General features: G+C 31.1%; 20 protein-coding genes. 11 read left to right on the top strand and 9 right to left on the bottom strand.

Annotated elements, in window-relative coordinates; genetic code table 11:
* The first annotated feature begins 1 nt into the window (after position 1).
* Positions 2-1,315: an NADH:ubiquinone reductase (Na(+)-transporting) subunit F gene (nqrF, locus tag HNV10_RS08035; RefSeq protein WP_173300818.1), complete on the top strand. Its 1,314-nt coding sequence runs from the start codon at positions 2-4 to the stop codon at positions 1,313-1,315.
* A 69-nt stretch (positions 1,316-1,384) separates the two neighbouring features.
* Here nqrF and HNV10_RS08030 read toward each other — a convergent pair whose 3' ends face one another.
* Together HNV10_RS08030 and HNV10_RS08025 are read right to left on the bottom strand one after the other, a co-directional pair.
* Positions 1,385-1,843, bottom strand: coding sequence for a Na(+)-translocating NADH-quinone reductase subunit F (locus tag HNV10_RS08030; RefSeq protein WP_241695474.1), 459 nt, complete (start codon positions 1,841-1,843; stop codon positions 1,385-1,387).
* A gap of 23 nt (positions 1,844-1,866) precedes the next feature.
* Positions 1,867-2,247, bottom strand: coding sequence for a cupin domain-containing protein (locus HNV10_RS08025; RefSeq protein WP_173300817.1), 381 nt, complete (start codon positions 2,245-2,247; stop codon positions 1,867-1,869).
* Positions 2,248-2,354: 107 nt separating this feature from the next.
* On the opposite strand from HNV10_RS08025, the gene HNV10_RS08020 reads away from it, so the two are divergent.
* The 4 genes from HNV10_RS08020 (at position 2,355) to HNV10_RS08005 (ending at position 6,017) form a co-directional block, all read left to right on the top strand.
* The gene (locus tag HNV10_RS08020) at positions 2,355-3,221 is read left to right on the top strand and encodes a DUF4846 domain-containing protein (RefSeq protein ID WP_173300816.1); all 867 of its coding nucleotides are present in this window, start codon (positions 2,355-2,357) and stop codon (positions 3,219-3,221) included.
* Between the two features lie 20 nt (positions 3,222-3,241).
* Positions 3,242-3,619 (top strand): Na(+)-translocating NADH-quinone reductase subunit F, encoded by a 378-nt coding sequence (locus HNV10_RS08015; protein WP_173300815.1) that lies wholly within the window; start codon positions 3,242-3,244, stop codon positions 3,617-3,619.
* A 1-nt stretch (position 3,620) separates the two neighbouring features.
* The gene (locus HNV10_RS08010) at positions 3,621-4,598 is read left to right on the top strand and encodes an FAD:protein FMN transferase (RefSeq protein ID WP_173300814.1); all 978 of its coding nucleotides are present in this window, start codon (positions 3,621-3,623) and stop codon (positions 4,596-4,598) included.
* Positions 4,599-4,733: 135 nt separating this feature from the next.
* Complete coding sequence (locus HNV10_RS08005) at positions 4,734-6,017, top strand: hypothetical protein (protein WP_173300813.1); 1,284 nt, start codon at positions 4,734-4,736, stop codon at positions 6,015-6,017.
* Positions 6,018-6,189: 172 nt separating this feature from the next.
* Here the strand turns inward: HNV10_RS08005 and HNV10_RS08000 are convergent, their stop codons facing one another.
* Genes HNV10_RS08000 through map form a run of 3 tightly spaced genes read right to left on the bottom strand, consistent with a single transcriptional unit; the run spans position 6,190 to position 8,159 of the window.
* Entirely contained in the window at positions 6,190-6,558 is a 369-nt protein-coding gene (locus HNV10_RS08000) for a DUF423 domain-containing protein (RefSeq protein WP_173300812.1), read from the bottom strand.
* Between the two features lie 15 nt (positions 6,559-6,573).
* Positions 6,574-7,338, bottom strand: a complete 765-nt coding sequence (locus HNV10_RS07995; protein WP_173300811.1) for a class I SAM-dependent methyltransferase — start codon at positions 7,336-7,338, stop codon at positions 6,574-6,576.
* A 2-nt stretch (positions 7,339-7,340) separates the two neighbouring features.
* Positions 7,341-8,159, bottom strand: coding sequence for a type I methionyl aminopeptidase (gene map / locus HNV10_RS07990; protein ID WP_173300810.1), 819 nt, complete (start codon positions 8,157-8,159; stop codon positions 7,341-7,343).
* 127 nt (positions 8,160-8,286) lie between these two features.
* On the opposite strand from map, the gene HNV10_RS07985 reads away from it, so the two are divergent.
* Positions 8,287-9,558 (top strand): acetyl-CoA hydrolase/transferase family protein, encoded by a 1,272-nt coding sequence (locus HNV10_RS07985; protein WP_173300809.1) that lies wholly within the window; start codon positions 8,287-8,289, stop codon positions 9,556-9,558.
* A 7-nt stretch (positions 9,559-9,565) separates the two neighbouring features.
* On the opposite strand, the gene HNV10_RS07980 is transcribed toward HNV10_RS07985, so the two are convergent.
* Positions 9,566-9,964 (bottom strand): BT0820 family HAD-type phosphatase, encoded by a 399-nt coding sequence (locus HNV10_RS07980; RefSeq protein WP_173300808.1) that lies wholly within the window; start codon positions 9,962-9,964, stop codon positions 9,566-9,568.
* Between the two features lie 47 nt (positions 9,965-10,011).
* The gene (gpmI, locus tag HNV10_RS07975; RefSeq protein WP_173300807.1) at positions 10,012-11,529 is read right to left on the bottom strand and encodes a 2,3-bisphosphoglycerate-independent phosphoglycerate mutase; all 1,518 of its coding nucleotides are present in this window, start codon (positions 11,527-11,529) and stop codon (positions 10,012-10,014) included.
* 264 nt (positions 11,530-11,793) lie between these two features.
* Here gpmI and HNV10_RS07970 point away from each other — a divergent pair, with 264 nt between their 5' ends.
* The gene (locus HNV10_RS07970; protein WP_173300806.1) at positions 11,794-12,189 is read left to right on the top strand and encodes an ankyrin repeat domain-containing protein; all 396 of its coding nucleotides are present in this window, start codon (positions 11,794-11,796) and stop codon (positions 12,187-12,189) included.
* 43 nt (positions 12,190-12,232) lie between these two features.
* On the opposite strand, the gene HNV10_RS07965 is transcribed toward HNV10_RS07970, so the two are convergent.
* A complete protein-coding gene (locus HNV10_RS07965) occupies positions 12,233-13,000 on the bottom strand; it encodes a M48 family metalloprotease (protein WP_173300805.1) in 768 nt (255 codons plus the stop codon).
* Between the two features lie 159 nt (positions 13,001-13,159).
* Between HNV10_RS07965 and HNV10_RS07960 the strand changes: the two genes are divergently transcribed.
* A complete protein-coding gene (locus HNV10_RS07960; protein WP_173300804.1) occupies positions 13,160-13,585 on the top strand; it encodes a GNAT family N-acetyltransferase in 426 nt (141 codons plus the stop codon).
* A gap of 2 nt (positions 13,586-13,587) precedes the next feature.
* Here the strand turns inward: HNV10_RS07960 and pepE are convergent, their stop codons facing one another.
* On the bottom strand, positions 13,588-14,295 hold the full coding sequence (gene pepE, locus HNV10_RS07955; protein WP_173300803.1) for a dipeptidase PepE: 708 nt from the start codon (positions 14,293-14,295) through the stop codon (positions 13,588-13,590).
* Between the two features lie 155 nt (positions 14,296-14,450).
* Here pepE and HNV10_RS07950 point away from each other — a divergent pair, with 155 nt between their 5' ends.
* From HNV10_RS07950 to HNV10_RS07940, 3 genes are read left to right on the top strand one after another with little or no spacing between them, the layout of a single operon-like run.
* Complete coding sequence (locus HNV10_RS07950; protein ID WP_173300802.1) at positions 14,451-15,287, top strand: carboxypeptidase-like regulatory domain-containing protein; 837 nt, start codon at positions 14,451-14,453, stop codon at positions 15,285-15,287.
* The gene (locus HNV10_RS07945) at positions 15,274-16,071 is read left to right on the top strand and encodes a peptidase associated/transthyretin-like domain-containing protein (RefSeq protein WP_173300801.1); all 798 of its coding nucleotides are present in this window, start codon (positions 15,274-15,276) and stop codon (positions 16,069-16,071) included. Before HNV10_RS07950 ends, HNV10_RS07945 begins: the two co-directional genes overlap by 14 nt.
* Positions 16,072-16,119: 48 nt before the next feature.
* Positions 16,120-16,626: a DUF6702 family protein gene (locus HNV10_RS07940; protein WP_173300800.1), complete on the top strand. Its 507-nt coding sequence runs from the start codon at positions 16,120-16,122 to the stop codon at positions 16,624-16,626.
* The last annotated feature ends 51 nt before the right edge of the window (positions 16,627-16,677 follow it).

The raw sequence follows: 16,677 nt of genomic DNA, 5'->3' as shown, positions 1-16,677 counted from the left end.
TATGATTTTAGCAGCTGGAACAACAGGAACAGTAATAGCAACCGTTGTAGCGTTTTTAATAATTACGTTAGTCTTGGTGAGTTTATTGCTTTTTGTAAAACAAAAATTATCACCATCTGGTCCTGTAAAAATTAAGATTAATGGTGAACGCGAAATAGAAGTAGCTTCAGGTGGCACGTTATTGTCAACCTTAGGAAGTAACAAAATCTTTTTACCATCTGCTTGTGGTGGAGGTGGTACTTGTATACAATGTGAATGTCATGTTTTATCTGGAGGTGGAGAAGCACTACCAACAGAAACACCACATTTCTCAAGAAAAGAATTAGCTGAAGGAGCGCGTTTATCTTGCCAAGTAAAAGTAAAACAGGATATGGAAATAACGATTCCTGAAGAAGTATTTGGTATAAAAAAATGGGAAGCAACTGTTGTTTCTAATTATAATGTAGCAACTTTTATCAAGGAATTTGTTGTAGAAATTCCTGAAGATATGAATTATAAAGCAGGAGGATATATTCAAATTGAAATTCCAGAATGTGAAGTAAAGTATGCAGATATGGATATTTCTGCGCATCCAGAAGATCATCCAGGTGAACCAGATAAGTTTAAGCCAGATTGGGAGAAGTTTGGTTTATGGCCATTGGTAATGAAAAATGATGAGCTTGTAGAAAGAGCATATTCTATGGCTTCTTATCCTGCTGAAGGAAGAAGAATTATGCTAAATGTGCGTGTTGCAACACCTCCTTTTGATCGTGCAAAAGGTGGATGGATGGATGTAAATCCTGGTGTGGCATCTTCATATATTTTTAACCAAAAGGTTGGAGATAAAGTTACCATTTCTGGACCTTATGGAGAATTCTTCATAAATGAGTCTGATTCTGAAATGTTGTATGTTGGTGGTGGTGCTGGTATGGCTCCAATGCGTTCTCATTTATATCAATTATTTAGAACCTTAAAAACAGGTCGTAAAGTAACGTATTGGTATGGTGGACGTTCTAAAGCAGAATTGTTTTACATCCATTACTTTAGAGCATTAGAAAAGGATTTCCCGAACTTTAAATTCTATTTGGCATTATCAGAACCATTAGAAAGTGATAACTGGAAAGTTAAAAAAGATATTAATGATGAAGCTGGTGATGGTTTTGTAGGGTTTATTCACAATTGTGTGATAGAAAACTATTTAAAACATCATGATGCGCCAGAAGACATTGAATTATACTTTTGTGGGCCACCATTAATGAACCAAGCGGTTCAGAAAATGGGTGAAGATTTCGGAATTCCGGATGAGCACATTAGATTTGATGACTTTGGTGGTTAATCTAAAAGTTTTATATATAAAAGCCAACTCTATTGAGTTGGCTTTTTTATTGTCTATGTCGTTATTTTTTTAATGTTGAGGTTGTAATGGGCTATTTTCAAAATTAAATAGAGATGAGCAGTCCATTACAAAAGGTATTTTATCTAATTGGCATAACACTTTGACCACTTCACATAATCCATCAAAAAGAGTATTTTCATTAATAATTGTAGGTTTAAGTAATCTATTATTGCTCATTGTATAGCCGCAACCTTTTAAGAAAGCAGTTTCAATTTGTAATAATTCAATAGGACTATAGCCATTAAATTTTCTTCCTAGATTTTGATGCACTAATCCTATATAATTTAATTGATTAGAGCCATGTTTATCCGTTAAGTGTTTCCAGTAATCTTTACAATCTAAAATATTACCAACAGCGCATGCTTTAAAGTTATCAGGATTTAATGTTCTACTATGAAATGCTAGATAAAGTTTTGTAATTGCATGATTAAAACGAATTGAAGTTTCCATAATATTACTATTTTTCATTCAAGTTAAAAGATATAAAAAAATTATTTATACTCCATAATTAAGAATACAGCTGTAGTCTCACCAATATTCAATACCTCGTGAGTTGTCATTTTATCTTTTCTAAAACTATAGCCAGTTGGTACATTTACTTCTCTTGTGCCTGTGGTGTCAGTTATTTTAAATGTTCCACCAAAGAGGGTATACCCAAAATGTGGATTGTGGTAATGTTTTTCATGTCCTACATTAGGCTTAAAAGTACATTTAAGCACTCTTAATTCATCGTTTTCTTCTAAAACTTCACATACTGAATAGCCTTGCCAGCCAGCCTCTAAAGGGTCGGGTAATTCACTTTTGTTTGTACAGTTACTGCATAGAATTAACAGAATTATGCTTAGATTGAATTGAAAGGTATTGTTCTCCATATTAATCTTGAATTTAGGTAAATTTAATAACTATATAACAAATTGTTGTTTACATACGTTAAGAGTTTGAAGGCCTTTGTTTTGTATCTATTAATAGCATGTCTCTTATGAAAAAAATATTACTCATATTATTATTGTTTATTACAATGGTTATTTTGGCTTATCAACTAAAACCTGTTAAAAAAGTAGGAGATAAATTTGTTTCTATAATGGAAACACCAGAATTAATAAACAAGGATAGCTTAACGATAAAATCTAGAGTTAATGTTCCTGTTGGTTATAAACGGACCACGTATGCTCCAGGAAGTTTCCAAGAGTATCTTAGAAATTATAAATTGAAATCCTTTGGTAGTAAAATTATTAATTATGATGATACTAATTATTTTTGGCAAGGCGGACATATAGGTATTTTAGAAATCCCTGTGCCAAAAAACGGATTACAGCAATGTGCTGATGCTTTAATAAGAATAAGAAGTGAGTACCTTTGGGATACTAATAGAAAAGATGAAATAGGTTTTAATTTTACTTCTGGTCATTATTGTGCTTGGACAAAATACGCAGAAGGTTATAGACCAAAAATCAATGGTAATAAAGTAACGTTTCATAAAACGGCAAAAGGCGATTCTTCAAAAGATAATTTTTATAAATATTTGAATCTTATTTACATGTATTCTGGGACGTTATCACTTTATAATGAGTTAAAACCTATTAAGGCTAAAGATTTAAAAATTGGAGATATGCTTATAAAAGGAGGTTCTCCAGGGCATATTGTAATGATAGGTGATGAGGTTGTAAATAATAAAGGTGAAAAATTATTCTTATTATTTCAAGGTAATACTCCAGCACAAAGTGTTCATTTAGTTAAGAATCTCGAGGATTCTGATATATCACCTTGGTATCAAATGAAAGATAATGCTGTGATTCCTGTTTCCAATTATACGTTTGGAAGTTCTAAGTTTGTTAGATTTAAATAGCAACTTTGTATCTTTGTAAAATGAGTAAACCACTTACACCACAAGAATTACATAATCTCGCCATGAATCATGTTGGTAAAGACTTGGAAGCTCGTGGTTTTGAATTTGTTGCAATAAATAGTAAACTTAAACGTCATCCACAATTTGTATGTATTGATAAAAATAGTCAATACTTTTTTGTGGTTGTTAGAGCTGTTATATTGCCAGAAAACCCAAATAATTATGATATTGTTTGGATGGAGACTTTTAAAAAACATGCTTACGAAAAGGATGCTAAAGTTTTGTATGCAGGTGTCGGACTTGGAAATCCGCAAGGTGAAGACTTACCCATTTATTTAAATCAAGAATATCTTATTGAGTACAATGGCGTTCAGGTTATTGATATGAATTTAAATTAATATGAAAAACATAATTTTCTTAGTTCTAGCTGCATTTGTTTTTTCTTGTCAATCAGAACCTAAAAACATCAAACTTTCAGGTCCTATTTTTGGTACTGTTTATAATATTCAATATTATTCTGAAGACAATACTAATTATCAAAAACAGTTTGATAGTTTGTTTGCTGTTGTCAACCAATCGTTATCAACTTATATTACTGATTCAGATATTTCTCGACTTAATAGAAACGAAATAACAAAAGTTGATTACCATTTTGAAAATGTCTTTAAAGCCTCAAAAACCATTTACAGAAAGACTGAAGGTGTTTTTGACCCAACTATAGGCAATGTTGTAAATGCTTGGAATTTTGGTGCAGAAAAGGATAAATTTTTAACAGATAGCATAACTATAAATAATTTAATGAAATCTGTAGGATTTAATAAAGTTGGACTCGTAAATGGGCATATTAAAAAGCCTAAAGAAGGCTATCTAGAATTTAATGCTATTGCCAAAGGCTACGGAATAGATGTTATAGCTAACTTCTTAGAATCTAAAGGAATTGATAATTATTTAGTTGATATAGGAGGCGATTTAAGAACAGCAGGTATCAATTTAGAAAGTAAAAAAGGATGGACAATTGGTATTGATGATCCAAATTTTGATGGATCACAATCTTATTCAAAAGTTATTACTTTAAAAGATGAAAGTATGGCAACTTCCGGTACCTACAGAAAATTTAAAACAGACGAAAACGGAAATCGTTATGCACATATAATTAATACTAAAACCGGTTATCCTACAAAAACAAACATTCTCAGTGTTTCTGTAATTGCACCAGATTGTATGACTGCAGATGCTTATGCAACAGCTTTCCAAGCTATGGGAATAGAAAAAGTGATTTCGTTTTTAAACACTCATCCAGAACTAAAAGTATATTTTATTTATGAAAATGAAAATAAAGTTTTACAAACCAAAGCTTTAAACGGATTTCCAGAATAAATCTTTTTAGTTAATATTTTAGGTTACAGAATATCTGTAAAAATGGGTATGGTATCGAAAAAATTAATTGACGGCTATTATTTTTAGTAGTTTGTTGACTTTTAATTGTATATGCTACTTTTTTACACCTAACCAATGAGTTTTAAATCTATTATATTATCATTTTTATTTGTTTTTACAACAGTAAGCTTTGCACAAACAAACAGTGAAATAGCTGAAGTATATGTAAAACGATCAGAAGCACTTTTCTTCAATTCTGATATGGATAAATCTTTAGAAATTTTTAATAAAGCACTAAAATACATGGATAGTATCCCAAATAGTCGAGTCGCTAAATTAGGAACTTTACTGCATTTTGAACATCAGCAATTTTTTGAAGCACGTTCTTATGCCAAATGGTATTTTGAATTAGAAGAGGATAAAACAAAAGAAGAATATAGCGATATGTTAGAGACATATGTTAATATACAAGAAGAAATTGATAAATACATTGAAGAGCAAAAAGTGTTAGAACTTCAGCGCTTAAAAGAAGATAGAGAAGCCAAACGCCTAGATTCGTTAAACAATTTATGGTCAGATAAATCTAAAGCATTTCAAATCAATATAGATAGTATATATACCTTTAATAAATATAATTTGGCAGTGTTTTCTAAAGATGGAAAACTTGGTATTATGAATGATGTTGGTACCGTAGTAGAAGAACCTCTAGATTTTAAACATTATATAACTTATGATGGTTATGTGTTAATGTTAGATAAGCCTAAAAACCCAACAAAAATTTTTGCTTATAACTGTAAGAATAAACAAGGTCAATTACTTCCAAGCGTAGCCCAATTTAATTCAAATTCTTCTCATTTTGGAAAAGTAATGTTGCCTAGAGCAAATGGATTACTAGTTGCATACCCTAATAATACAGGTAATGCTTTTATCTATAATTTAGAAATTAAGTCTGTGGTAGCCTCTTCAGATTTAAAAGAGTTTTTAAAAGAGTTAAAGAAAAATGATATTATTGAAAAATATAAAGACAATCAAATCCGTATCAATAAACAATGGTTAACCTTAGGGAATACTTTGGGAGCAGGAGTTTATGAATTGTATGAGAATAACACACGTTATGGCTACTTAAATACGTCAGATGGTAAAATATATGATAATAAATATTATAATTATCTAGGTGGCTTTTGTAATGGTAATTTTGAATTACTTGAAGATGAAAAACGATTTTGGTTAGACGCAGATGGTGTAAAAAGAGAGAAAAATAAAAACGAAAATGGTAATTATTCTGGAGTTTCAAGATTTATAAAACAGGAAAATGGTAGTTATTATATTCTTCAAAATAGAAAAGGAAAAGATTATTTAATACTAGGCAAAAATGCTCTTTTAAATAGAAAACAGTTTGTGTCTGGTGCAACATTTTAAATTTAAAAAAAAAAAATTTTTGTGACCAAACAATAATTTAGGTTTCTAATAAGCAAGTGTGCTATTAACACTTAAATACTAAAAAAGTTGTTCTAGGTTAGGGTGGAGCAGCTTTTTTTTTTGCTAGATACTCTAAGCTCTTTTAAAATGCTGAAAAAAAGAATTTAATAATTTAAAATGCATCAATAAAAAGCAATAACCAACCCATAACTAAAAGTAAGCCGCCAATAGGAGTAATTGGTCCTAAAAATCGAAGTTTCTTCCCTTTTGCATCAGATAGAATTAAACCGTAAATACTAAATGAAAATAGTATAATTCCTATGGTAAAACACCAGTATATTGATGAAGACAAAGTATTTATGTTAAAGCCTAAAGTTAATAATACTATAGCATGATACATCTGGTATTTTACACCTACCTCAAAACTATGCAATTGCTCCGTAGATAGCGTTTTCTTTAAAGCATGAGCTCCAAAAGCTCCAAATATTACAGATAACATACCGAAAAGAGCACCAGTTGCAATTATAATGTGTTGCGTCATAAAGGAAAGTTGTTTTTATTTATAAACTACAGGAATAATTTCACCTTTAGCTAAACAGTATTTTGTAATATCTTCTTTTGTTAGTTGAGTTGTATAATCTACTTCTTCAACCTTAAAACCTATAGAACGTAGCTTATCAAAATAATCTTTACCATAAACCCTAACATGGTCATACTGTCCAAAAATTTTAGCACGTTCTGCTCTGTCAGTAATAGAGTTATCTTCAAAAGTTACAGCACGATTTAAATCTTGAGGAATTTGAAATATGCCATAACCTCCTGGCCTCATAACTCTATATAACTCTTGCATAGCTTTAGTGTCATCTGGTATATGTTCTAAGACGTGATTGCACAGAATAATATCATAACTGTTATCATCAAAAGGAAGATCGCAAATATCTGCTTTGACATCTGCAATTGGAGATAGTAAATCTGTTGTTGTATAACTTATGTTTTTAAGTTTTCTAAAGCGTTTTAAAAAACATTGTTCTGGAGCAAAATGAAGCACCTTTTTCTCGTCCTTAAAGAAATTAGTTTCATTTTTAAGATATAACCATAATAATCTGTGCCTTTCTAAAGAAAGGGTAGAAGGTGAGAGCACATTTGGTCTTTGTACACCATAGCCATATGGTAAAAAAGATTTAAAACTTTTGCCATCAATTGGGTCTGTATATTTATCGCCTTTTAAAAATAAAGCTATTATAGGACGAACCAAATAACTTAATCTTATAAGTAATGGCCTTGGAATAAGATTGAGGCAAAATTTAAAAAGCGATTTCATTTTTAAAGTACTAAAGCTTTTTGTCTAAAAGCATCTTCCTCATCAGAAACAATACCTAACGCTTCATGCACGTATGCAAAAGTTGATAGTATTTCAGGTTTCCCATTCACTATAGCAATATCATGTTCAAAGTGTACACTTGGTTTTCCATCTTGTGTTACAATTGTCCAACCATCACTAAGTTGTTTTACTTTATGAGTACCCATATTTATCATAGGCTCAATAGCCACTACCATGCCTTCAATAAATTTCTTTCCACGACCTCTTTTTCCGTAGTTTGGCATTTCAGGGTCTTCATGCATTTTTCTGCCTAAGCCATGGCCAACTAATTCTCTAACAACTCCATAACCTTCTGCTTCACAATATTTTTGAATAGCAAAACCAACATCACCAACACGATTCCCAATTTTTAATTGCTCAATTCCAACATATAATGATTCTTTAGTTGTTTTAATTAGTTTTTTTGTGTCTTCATCTACGTTTCCTATTTCAAAAGTATACGCGTGATCACCATAAAAACCATTCATAAAGGAACCACAATCTATAGATACTATATCGCCATCTTTTAGAGGGATATCAGTTGGTAAGCCATGTACAACAGCTTCATTTACACTGCATAGTAAAGTTGAAGGGCAATCGTAAAGCCCTTTAAAACCTGGTAGAGCACCATGGTCTCTAATGAATTCCTCAGCTATTTTATCTAAATGATTTGTAGTAACGCCTTCTTTTGTTTCTTTTGCTAACATACCTAATGTTTTAGATACGATAAGTGCACTTTGACGCATTAATTCAATTTCTTCAGCTGTTTTTACTATTATCATGGTTCAATCTATTGAGCGGCAAAGATAGGTAATTATAATAATTAAAGTATTCCCTAAAATATGATAAATTGCAGTTTCTAATTGATAATTCTAATTTAGATTTGTAATTCAAAAAAAAAGAAAAACTATGTATAAAACAGTTTCAGCAGAGGAAGCCTTAAAAGTTGTAAAATCTAATGATCGCGTTTATATCCAAGCAGCAGCTGCCGCACCTCAAAGTCTTGTAAGAGCATTAGCAGCAAGACATGAAGAGTTGAGAAATGTAGAGGTTTGTCATTTACATACAGAAGGTGAAGCACCTTACGCTAACCCTGAATACAGTGAGAGTTTTCACGTAAATTCATTTTTTATTGGTAAAAATGTGAGACATACTTTAAAAGCAGGAAATGGATCTTATACACCAGTTTTTTTAAGTGAATTACCAAGACTTTTTCAACAAAGAATTATTAACCTAGACGTAGTTTTAATTCATGTTTCGGTGCCGGATCGTCATGGTTATTGTTCCTTAGGTGTTGCTGTAGAAGCAATTTTAGCGGCAATTGATAATGCTAAAACTGTAATTGCCCAAGTAAATCCTCAAATGCCACGTACGCATGGAGCAGGTGTTATTCATATCACAGAGATAGATTATTTTGTTGAGTCTGATGAAGAAATTCCAATCCATGAGATGGCTCAACCAAATGCAATTGAATCTAAAATTGGAGATTATGTTGCAAATTTAATTGAAGACAGAAGTACATTACAAATGGGCATTGGCTCAATTCCGAATGCTGTTTTAAAAAGTCTAACTAATCATAAAGATTTGGGTTTACATACAGAAATGTTTTCTGATGGTGTAATTGATTTAATTTTGAATAATGTAATTAATGGTAATTATAAAAAGATTAATCGTGGTCGTACACTTTCTACGTTTGTAATGGGTTCTAAACGTTTGTATGATTACGTAGATGATAATCCGTTTGTAGAAATGCGAGCGTCAAATTATACAAATAATCCAGCTTTTATAAAGCAAAACCCAAGAATGGTTGCCATAAACTCGGCAATTGAGGTTGATCTAACTGGGCAAGTATGCGCGGATTCTATAGGGTCTAATATTTATTCTGGAGTTGGTGGACAAATAGATTTTATTAGAGGAGCATCTTTAAGTGAAGGAGGAAAGGCAATTATTGCGCTTCCGTCTGTAACAAAAAATGGTGTAAGTAGAATTGTACCTATGTTAAAGCCAGGAGCAGGAGTTGTAACAACTAGAGCTCATGTTCATTATGTGGTTACTGAATATGGTGTAGCAAATTTATATGGAAAAACTATTAAACAGCGTGCAGAGGCATTAACTAGAATTGCACATCCCGATCATCGATTAAGTATAGATAAATCTTATTTTGAAATGTTGAAGGGGTAATTCAATGTTAAAACTTCCACCATTTTTTTGATGGCTTTTTAATGTCTGGTTTTTCGTTGGTAATGATTTGATATACTTCTCCCCAACCTAAAATACCACCAATATTTCTGTCATCTATAAAAAGGTCTGCATGGATTTTACGACTTCTGCTGTAATCATATTTTTCTTCTGGAAAACTTGCATTTACGGCATAGAATTCAATACCATTTTCTTTACAAAAGTCCACGGCTTCTTGCAATTTTGTACCGCATCTATAAGTCCATAGAATTAGACGATGGCCATCTTGTTGTAATCGTTTTAGAGTTTCAAAAGCAAAAATGCGTGTTTTTCCAATTTTGGGGTAAGCATCATCTACGATGGTACCGTCAAAATCTACCGCAATAATTAATCTATTTTGAAAATTCATGCTATTTATCAATTGTAGGTTGGGGCAAAGTTACAATAAAATGGCTTTTATACAAGGCTCTCTTGGGTCATAGCCTTTGGTTGCGGTATGCCTATTAGTTTTAAAATTGTTGGTGCAATATCTCCTAAAATTCCGTCCTTAATAGTTTTTAATTCTTTATCAATTAAAATAATAGGTACAGGATTTGTTGTATGTGCCGTATTTGGAGACCCATCAGGATTAATCATAGTTTCACAATTACCATGATCTGCAATTAATATTGTGGTGTAATCATTTTCTAAAGCTGTAGTAACAACGTTTTTAACACATTCATCTACTGCTTCACAAGCTTTAATAGCAGCTTCCATTACTCCAGTATGTCCAACCATGTCGCCATTTGCAAAGTTTAAACAAACAAAATCAACCTCTCCTTTTTTAAGTTCAGGAACTAAAGCATCTGTAAGCTCAAAAGCACTCATTTCTGGTTTTAAATCATAAGTTGCTACTTTAGGTGAGTTTCTAAGTATCCTTGTTTCACCTTCAAATGGTTTTTCTCGCCCACCTGAGAAGAAGAAAGTAACATGTGGATACTTCTCAGTTTCTGCAATTCTAATTTGTTTTTTATGATGTTTTTCTAATACTTCTCCTAAAGTATCAGAAAGATTTTCTTTATTAAAAACTACATTTATGCCTTTGTAGTTATCATCATAATTGGTTAATGTAACGTAGTAAAGGTTTAGTTTATGCATGTTTTGTTCGTGGAAATCACTTTGAGAAAGCACTTCTGTTAATTGACGGCCACGATCTGTTCTAAAGTTAAAGAATATAACAACGTCATCATCTTTAATAGTTGTTACGGGTTGGTTATTACTATCGCTTACAACTAACGGTTTTATAAATTCGTCTGTAACACCATTATCATAGTTTGCCTTAATAGATTCTAATACATTTTGAGTTTTTTCTCCAATGCCATGCACCATGCCATCATATGCTAATTTAACACGTTCCCAGCGTTTATCTCTATCCATTGCATAATAACGGCCAGTTACGGTTGCAAGCTTTCCGGTCGTTTTTTTCATGTAATCTTCTAAATCTGAAATAAAACCATAACCAGATTTTGGATCTACATCTCTTCCGTCGGTAAATGCATGCACATATACATTGTCTAAACCATAATCATTTGTGGCATTTAATAAACCGTATAGATGATTAATGTGAGAATGCACGCCTCCATTACTAACTAAACCTAATAAATGAATGTTTTTATTGTTGGTTTTTGCATATTCAAAAGCGTCTTTTAATACTTTTTCTTCACGAAGTGTTTTATTTTTTACAGCAAGATTAATTTTTACTAAATCTTGGTACACAATCCTTCCTGCGCCTAAGTTCATATGGCCAACTTCACTGTTACCCATTTGACCTTCTGGTAAACCAACATGTAAACCATCTGTTCTTAAACTTGCACTAGGATATTTGTTATATAGAGAGTCTATAAATGGAGTTTGTGCATTATCTATTGCTGAAACTTTAGGGTCTGGAGATTTTCCCCAACCATCTAAAATCATTAAAATCACCTTTTTGTTCATGTGAAAAATATTTTAAGAATCAAAGATAATACATACAACTGTATAACAATTCTGTTAGCTTAAAAAATTTAAGATGTTAACTAAATTTTATGTTTTGGTAATCTGCTGATTTATTGATTGATAATAATTGAGGATTTGTTAACATATTTGTTTTCAAATTGTTAAATAAATGTTATAAAAAATTTTAGATGTAACAAAGTGAAAAAAGTATCGTCTATTTAGTATAATCAAAAAACAAATCAATTAAATTTAAAATCTTTCATCATGAAAAAATCAGTAGTAGTTTTAGCCTTAGCATTAGGCTTTTCAATCAGTAATTTAAATGCATCAAATTTTACTTCTTCTTCAGACTTAGATGACGTAGTTGTACAAACCGTAGAAATTAGTCCTTTATGTAAGGCTGTTGCTACAGGAAATACAGAGGAAGTAAAAAGATTATTAAAAAATGGAGCAGATGTAAATGCTAAATCTAATGGCATGATGCCAATTCATTATGCGGCAAAATATAATCGTGTAGAATTAATAAAGGTATTAATCACTGCAGGATCTAAAATACATGAGCCTTGTAATCAAGGTTATTCTGCATTAAGACTGGCAGAAAATGCAAAAGCAAAAGATGCTGCGTTATTTTTAAAACGTTTTAAAAAGAAAACTGTCTAGGAGTAGGCAATTATTTGAGTTAGTTAGTAATAAAAAGCGTCCATTAGGACGCTTTTTTATGTTTAGCAATAGCTTCTCTTATTTTTTCAATTCTGTTTTCTGGGTCTGGATGTGTGCTTTGCATTTCTGGCGCTCTATTTGGTCCTGCAGCTGCTTTTAGAATTTCCATAACACCAATCATTTCTTCAGGGTTATAGCCAGCATCCATCATAAATATAACACCAAGTTCATCACTTTCTAATTCGTCATCTCTACCGTTTTTAAGTAAAGTTCCATTACCTATTTGTTGTGCAACAGAGCCCATATCTATAGCTCCTGCTCCCATTACCAATGTTTGCCAATATTTTGAATCTGTAATACGCTCATTTGAGTGTTTGCCTAAAACGTGACCTATTTCATGTCCTAAAACGCCTGCTAATTGGTCTTCATTTTGCAGTTGAGAAAACAGAGCATAAGTTATAAATATCTGACCACCTGGCAATGCAAATGCATTGATGGTGTTTTCATCGGCTAATAAATGAAATTCGTATTTGTATGGTGTGTTTTTTGCCAAACTATGATTTACTAATTTATTTCCAACTTGGTCTACTAGTGCTTGGTATTGATTATTAGGATGTAAGCCACCATGTTGCTGTGCCATACCTGGTGCACTTTGCAAACCAATAGCAATTTCTTGTTCTGGTGAAAGTGATATTGCTTGTGTTCTCCCTGTATACGGATTTGTTTCTTGTTGTGAGCATCGACGTATAAAGGCAAAAGCGACTATGGCCAAGCCAATTAATATACGAACTTTAAAATTTCCTCTTCTCATTTTTAAGTTAGTTTAGTTAATAGTGAGTTCAATGTACAAAAGTTTGACACATATTTTACCTTAAAGTCATTGATTGTGACTAAAATCAGAAAGTTTTTTTAAAATAAACCGACTTGTTTATTGTATAATTACAATACTGTTAATGCCATACTTTAAATTATGAGTTACCAATTTAAAATAATATCGAATGAAGATTTAAATCAGATAATTCCAATGATTTATGATCTAAATGAGGCTAAAATTAGTTTAGATGTATTGACATCTAGATTTAATGAAATGAAAAAGCAAAACTACGAATGTGCTGTTATTTCTATAGCTAATGAACTAGTTGGTGTTGCTGGTTTGTGGTTTTGTACTAGACATTATATTGGTAAATCTGTAGAGTTAGATCATGTTTATATTAAGCCAAAATATAGAGGGAACGGCTTGGGTAAAAAATTTATGGCTTGGTTATATACTTATGCAAAAGGAAAAGGGTGTGATTCTATAGAATTGAATACTTATGTTCAAAATAATCCTTCGCATAAATTCTATTATAACGAAGGATTTGAGATTTTAGGATATCATTTCTTAAAAAAACTGTAAGCTTATTTTAAAAAAGCTAAATCAGAGTTAGTCTCAATTTCATAAGGTGTTTTTCCGCATTCAAAAATGCGAGCTTCTAAAGTTCCTTTTAGTGTTAATAAATCGTTTTCTACAGCAATCCAACTGCCTTCTCTTAGGCCAATAACAGGTTGGTTATTAAATGCATGAAATTCTTTAATACGTGTTTCCCTAGTTTCTCCCATATGTTTACTTTCAACAATTGGATCTAAATAATGCGGATTAATATTAAAAGGAACCAAACCCAATGTTTTAAAACTTGGCGGATACATTATTGGCATATCGTTAGTGGTATTCATGGTTAAACCACAAATGTTACTACCTGCACTTGTGCCTAAATAAGGTATACCGTTAGTTACAGCGGTTTTTATAGGCGCTAGAGCTTTATTTTTATAGAGTTGAGAAACTAATACAAAGGTATTTCCACCACCTACAAAAATACCTTCAGCATTTTTAATTGCGTTTTCTGCATTGTCAAATTCATGAATGCCCTTAACCGTTTTTTCAATGCGTTTAAATGCTTTTGATGCTATTTCGGTATATGCATCATGAGAAATCCCTCCTGGTCTAGCATATGGAATAAACAAAATTTCATTTACAGACTTAAAATGATTTTCTAATTCATCTAATAAATATTCTAAGTAACCACTTCCATGAATGGTTGATGTACTTGCTATGATAATTGATTTCAAAATATGTTCTTTTTTGTCAAAATATGAATTCTAAATAGAAACGAAAAATTAAACGAATAATAAATTTTTGATAAATCATTTAACAAAAGTTTGACGGACTTTTCTGTGATAATTAAAATATATAACCGAACTTTAAAAAACTAATCTAAATTAATATGAAATCAATTATACTTTTGCTTTGTTGCGTTTTTACGTTATCTGCTTTTAGCCAAGATGATGAGCGCGTTACAATAAACGGTAGAATTGTTGTAGCTTCTAACGATAAGGAAGGTGTTACTGTATTCAATACATCTTCAAATAAGGGAGCAATAACAGACGAAAATGGGATTTTTGAAATCGCTGTAACTCTCAATGATATATTAGAATTTAGTGCACTTCAGTTTCAGGATTTTACAGTGACAATCACAAAAAATGTTATAGAATCTAAACAAATAACAGTGTTATTAGTTGAAGAAATTAATAAATTAGACGAAGTGGTTTTGCTACCATTTGGTCTTACTGGTAATTTAGATGCAGACCTGGATAATGTGAGAACTTATAATGTGAGCTTAGATGCTGTTTATTTTGGACTTGATCATATTGAAGAATTTGATTTCTCAGCAGATTATAAAACTAAAGCAGATAATTTAGCCTTTAATGAGTATAATCCGCACATGGAAAACATGCTTAATTTGGTTAATGTAACTGGGTTTTTAATGAAACAAATTATAAATGTGGATGGTGTTAGTTTAGATCATATTAAATTTAAATCTGAAAAAGAAAAACAATTAATTGAAAAGACGCCTTTTAAACAAGCATTAGATACGTATAGTATAAATTTTATTCATTCTAATTTTGATATTCCTTTAGAACAAATTGATGCTTTTACAGATTATGTAGAAGAACAAGGTGTTGATCAAAATTTGTTTGAAGAAAATAAAGAATTGCAACTACTAGAGCGTATATCGCAATTAAGCAAGGCTTTCTTAAAAATGAATAGTGAAGAAGATTAGATTTCTGTTTGTTTTATCTTTGCTGTTTTCCTTGCATTTTACGAATGCTCAGCGGAAAAATATAAATGGTCAACTTATTGCCCAAGACGAAGTAGACGGTCTTCATATTCAAAATAAATCTGCAGCAAAATACGCCATTTCAAATGAGGATGGTAGTTTTGTTATACCAGTAAAAGTTTCGGATACATTAATAGTTTCAGGTATAAAATATCAAAAGAAAACGTTAGTTATAACAGCTTTAATTTATGAATCTGGTCAATTTAATATTCCTTTAATAGAAAACGTAAGTGAGCTTAATGAAGTTGTAATAGGTGAAATCCTTACAGGCAGTTTAGAATCTGATGTTGAGAACTCAGATGCAGAAACAGAAATAAATTTTTACGATTTAGGTATACCTGGATACAAAGGAAAACCACTTACCCAAAACGAGCGTAAATTACATGATGCAGATGCAGGACCAATGGGTTATATTGGTTTTGGAGGAGGCGTAAACTTACACAAATTGTTAAATAGAATTAGTGGCCGAACCAAAAAGTTAAAGGCCATTGTAGAATTAGATAAGAGAGATGCTTGTATTAAAAGGTTACGAGATGATTATGAATCTATTCTTTTTGAAAAAGACACTTTAACATCAAACTTAAGAGCAGAATACTTTTTATATTGCCAAGAAGATGAAGAATTCTTAAACTTGTGCAACGCAAATAACCAATTAAGGTTGCTAGAATTTCTACAAGCTAAATTAATTGCATACCAAGAAAATAGAAAATCCGTTTCTGAAGATTAATTTTTGGAATGCATTTTGACATTTCCTTAAGAACTTATAATAATTAAAATGAAATCATTACAAATATTAATTACTTTTCTATTACTTCCGTTGTTAGCTTCTAATACTAGTTCTCATGAGTATTATGTTAGCGTTACTGAGGTAGAATATTCAAAGGAGCAAAAATCACTTCAAATAATAAGTCAGATTTTTATAAATGATTTTGAAGCATTAATCAGAAAACGATTTGATGAAACAATCACATTAGATATTGAAAATGAATCTGATAAAGTGGAAGTTTATATGAAACGATATCTTCAAGAAAAATTAAAGATTAGTGTTAACGGAAATTACGTTGATTTTAATTTTATAGGTAAAGAATACAAGGATGATATTACTTATTGTTACCTAGAGATAGAAAATATTTCAGATATTAAATCTATTGGGATTATTAATAGAATATTATTTGATTTATTTTCTGAGCAGCAAAATATTGTGAGGTTAAAACTCTTAGATAAAAATAGGAGTTTTCTACTGGTTCCTAGAAAAGACAATTGCTCGTTAAACTTTGAATAAAAACTTTCAATACCATCTTAAATTATTATTTTAGGCACTACATTTTAAACA

It is taken from the genome of Winogradskyella litoriviva (assembly GCF_013249065.1).
Taxonomy (GTDB): domain Bacteria; phylum Bacteroidota; class Bacteroidia; order Flavobacteriales; family Flavobacteriaceae; genus Winogradskyella; species Winogradskyella litoriviva.
The sequence above is the reverse complement of the archived record's forward strand: the minus strand, read 5'-3'. Positions and strand labels throughout refer to the sequence as shown.

Excerpts from the sequence above, each read along its gene's own strand:
- HNV10_RS07995 (WP_173300811.1), bottom strand. The coding sequence starts at position 7,338 with ATGAAATCGCTTTTTAAATTTTGCCTCAATCTTATTCCAAGGCCATTA.
- HNV10_RS08010 (WP_173300814.1), top strand. The coding sequence starts at position 3,621 with ATGAAAAACATAATTTTCTTAGTTCTAGCTGCATTTGTTTTTTCTTGT.
- HNV10_RS08025 (WP_173300817.1), bottom strand. The coding sequence starts at position 2,247 with ATGGAGAACAATACCTTTCAATTCAATCTAAGCATAATTCTGTTAATT.
- HNV10_RS08020 (WP_173300816.1), top strand. The coding sequence starts at position 2,355 with ATGAAAAAAATATTACTCATATTATTATTGTTTATTACAATGGTTATT.
- HNV10_RS08005 (WP_173300813.1), top strand. The coding sequence starts at position 4,734 with ATGAGTTTTAAATCTATTATATTATCATTTTTATTTGTTTTTACAACA.
- HNV10_RS07985 (WP_173300809.1), top strand. The coding sequence starts at position 8,287 with ATGTATAAAACAGTTTCAGCAGAGGAAGCCTTAAAAGTTGTAAAATCT.
- HNV10_RS08015 (WP_173300815.1), top strand. The coding sequence starts at position 3,242 with ATGAGTAAACCACTTACACCACAAGAATTACATAATCTCGCCATGAAT.
- gpmI (WP_173300807.1), bottom strand. The coding sequence starts at position 11,529 with ATGAACAAAAAGGTGATTTTAATGATTTTAGATGGTTGGGGAAAATCT.
- HNV10_RS07960 (WP_173300804.1), top strand. The coding sequence starts at position 13,160 with ATGAGTTACCAATTTAAAATAATATCGAATGAAGATTTAAATCAGATA.
- HNV10_RS08000 (WP_173300812.1), bottom strand. The coding sequence starts at position 6,558 with ATGACGCAACACATTATAATTGCAACTGGTGCTCTTTTCGGTATGTTA.
- HNV10_RS08030 (WP_241695474.1), bottom strand. The coding sequence starts at position 1,843 with ATGAAAAATAGTAATATTATGGAAACTTCAATTCGTTTTAATCATGCA.
- nqrF (WP_173300818.1), top strand. The coding sequence starts at position 2 with ATGATTTTAGCAGCTGGAACAACAGGAACAGTAATAGCAACCGTTGTA.
- HNV10_RS07940 (WP_173300800.1), top strand. The coding sequence starts at position 16,120 with ATGAAATCATTACAAATATTAATTACTTTTCTATTACTTCCGTTGTTA.
- HNV10_RS07965 (WP_173300805.1), bottom strand. The coding sequence starts at position 13,000 with ATGAGAAGAGGAAATTTTAAAGTTCGTATATTAATTGGCTTGGCCATA.
- HNV10_RS07970 (WP_173300806.1), top strand. The coding sequence starts at position 11,794 with ATGAAAAAATCAGTAGTAGTTTTAGCCTTAGCATTAGGCTTTTCAATC.
- HNV10_RS07950 (WP_173300802.1), top strand. The coding sequence starts at position 14,451 with ATGAAATCAATTATACTTTTGCTTTGTTGCGTTTTTACGTTATCTGCT.
- map (WP_173300810.1), bottom strand. The coding sequence starts at position 8,159 with ATGATAATAGTAAAAACAGCTGAAGAAATTGAATTAATGCGTCAAAGT.
- HNV10_RS07980 (WP_173300808.1), bottom strand. The coding sequence starts at position 9,964 with ATGAATTTTCAAAATAGATTAATTATTGCGGTAGATTTTGACGGTACC.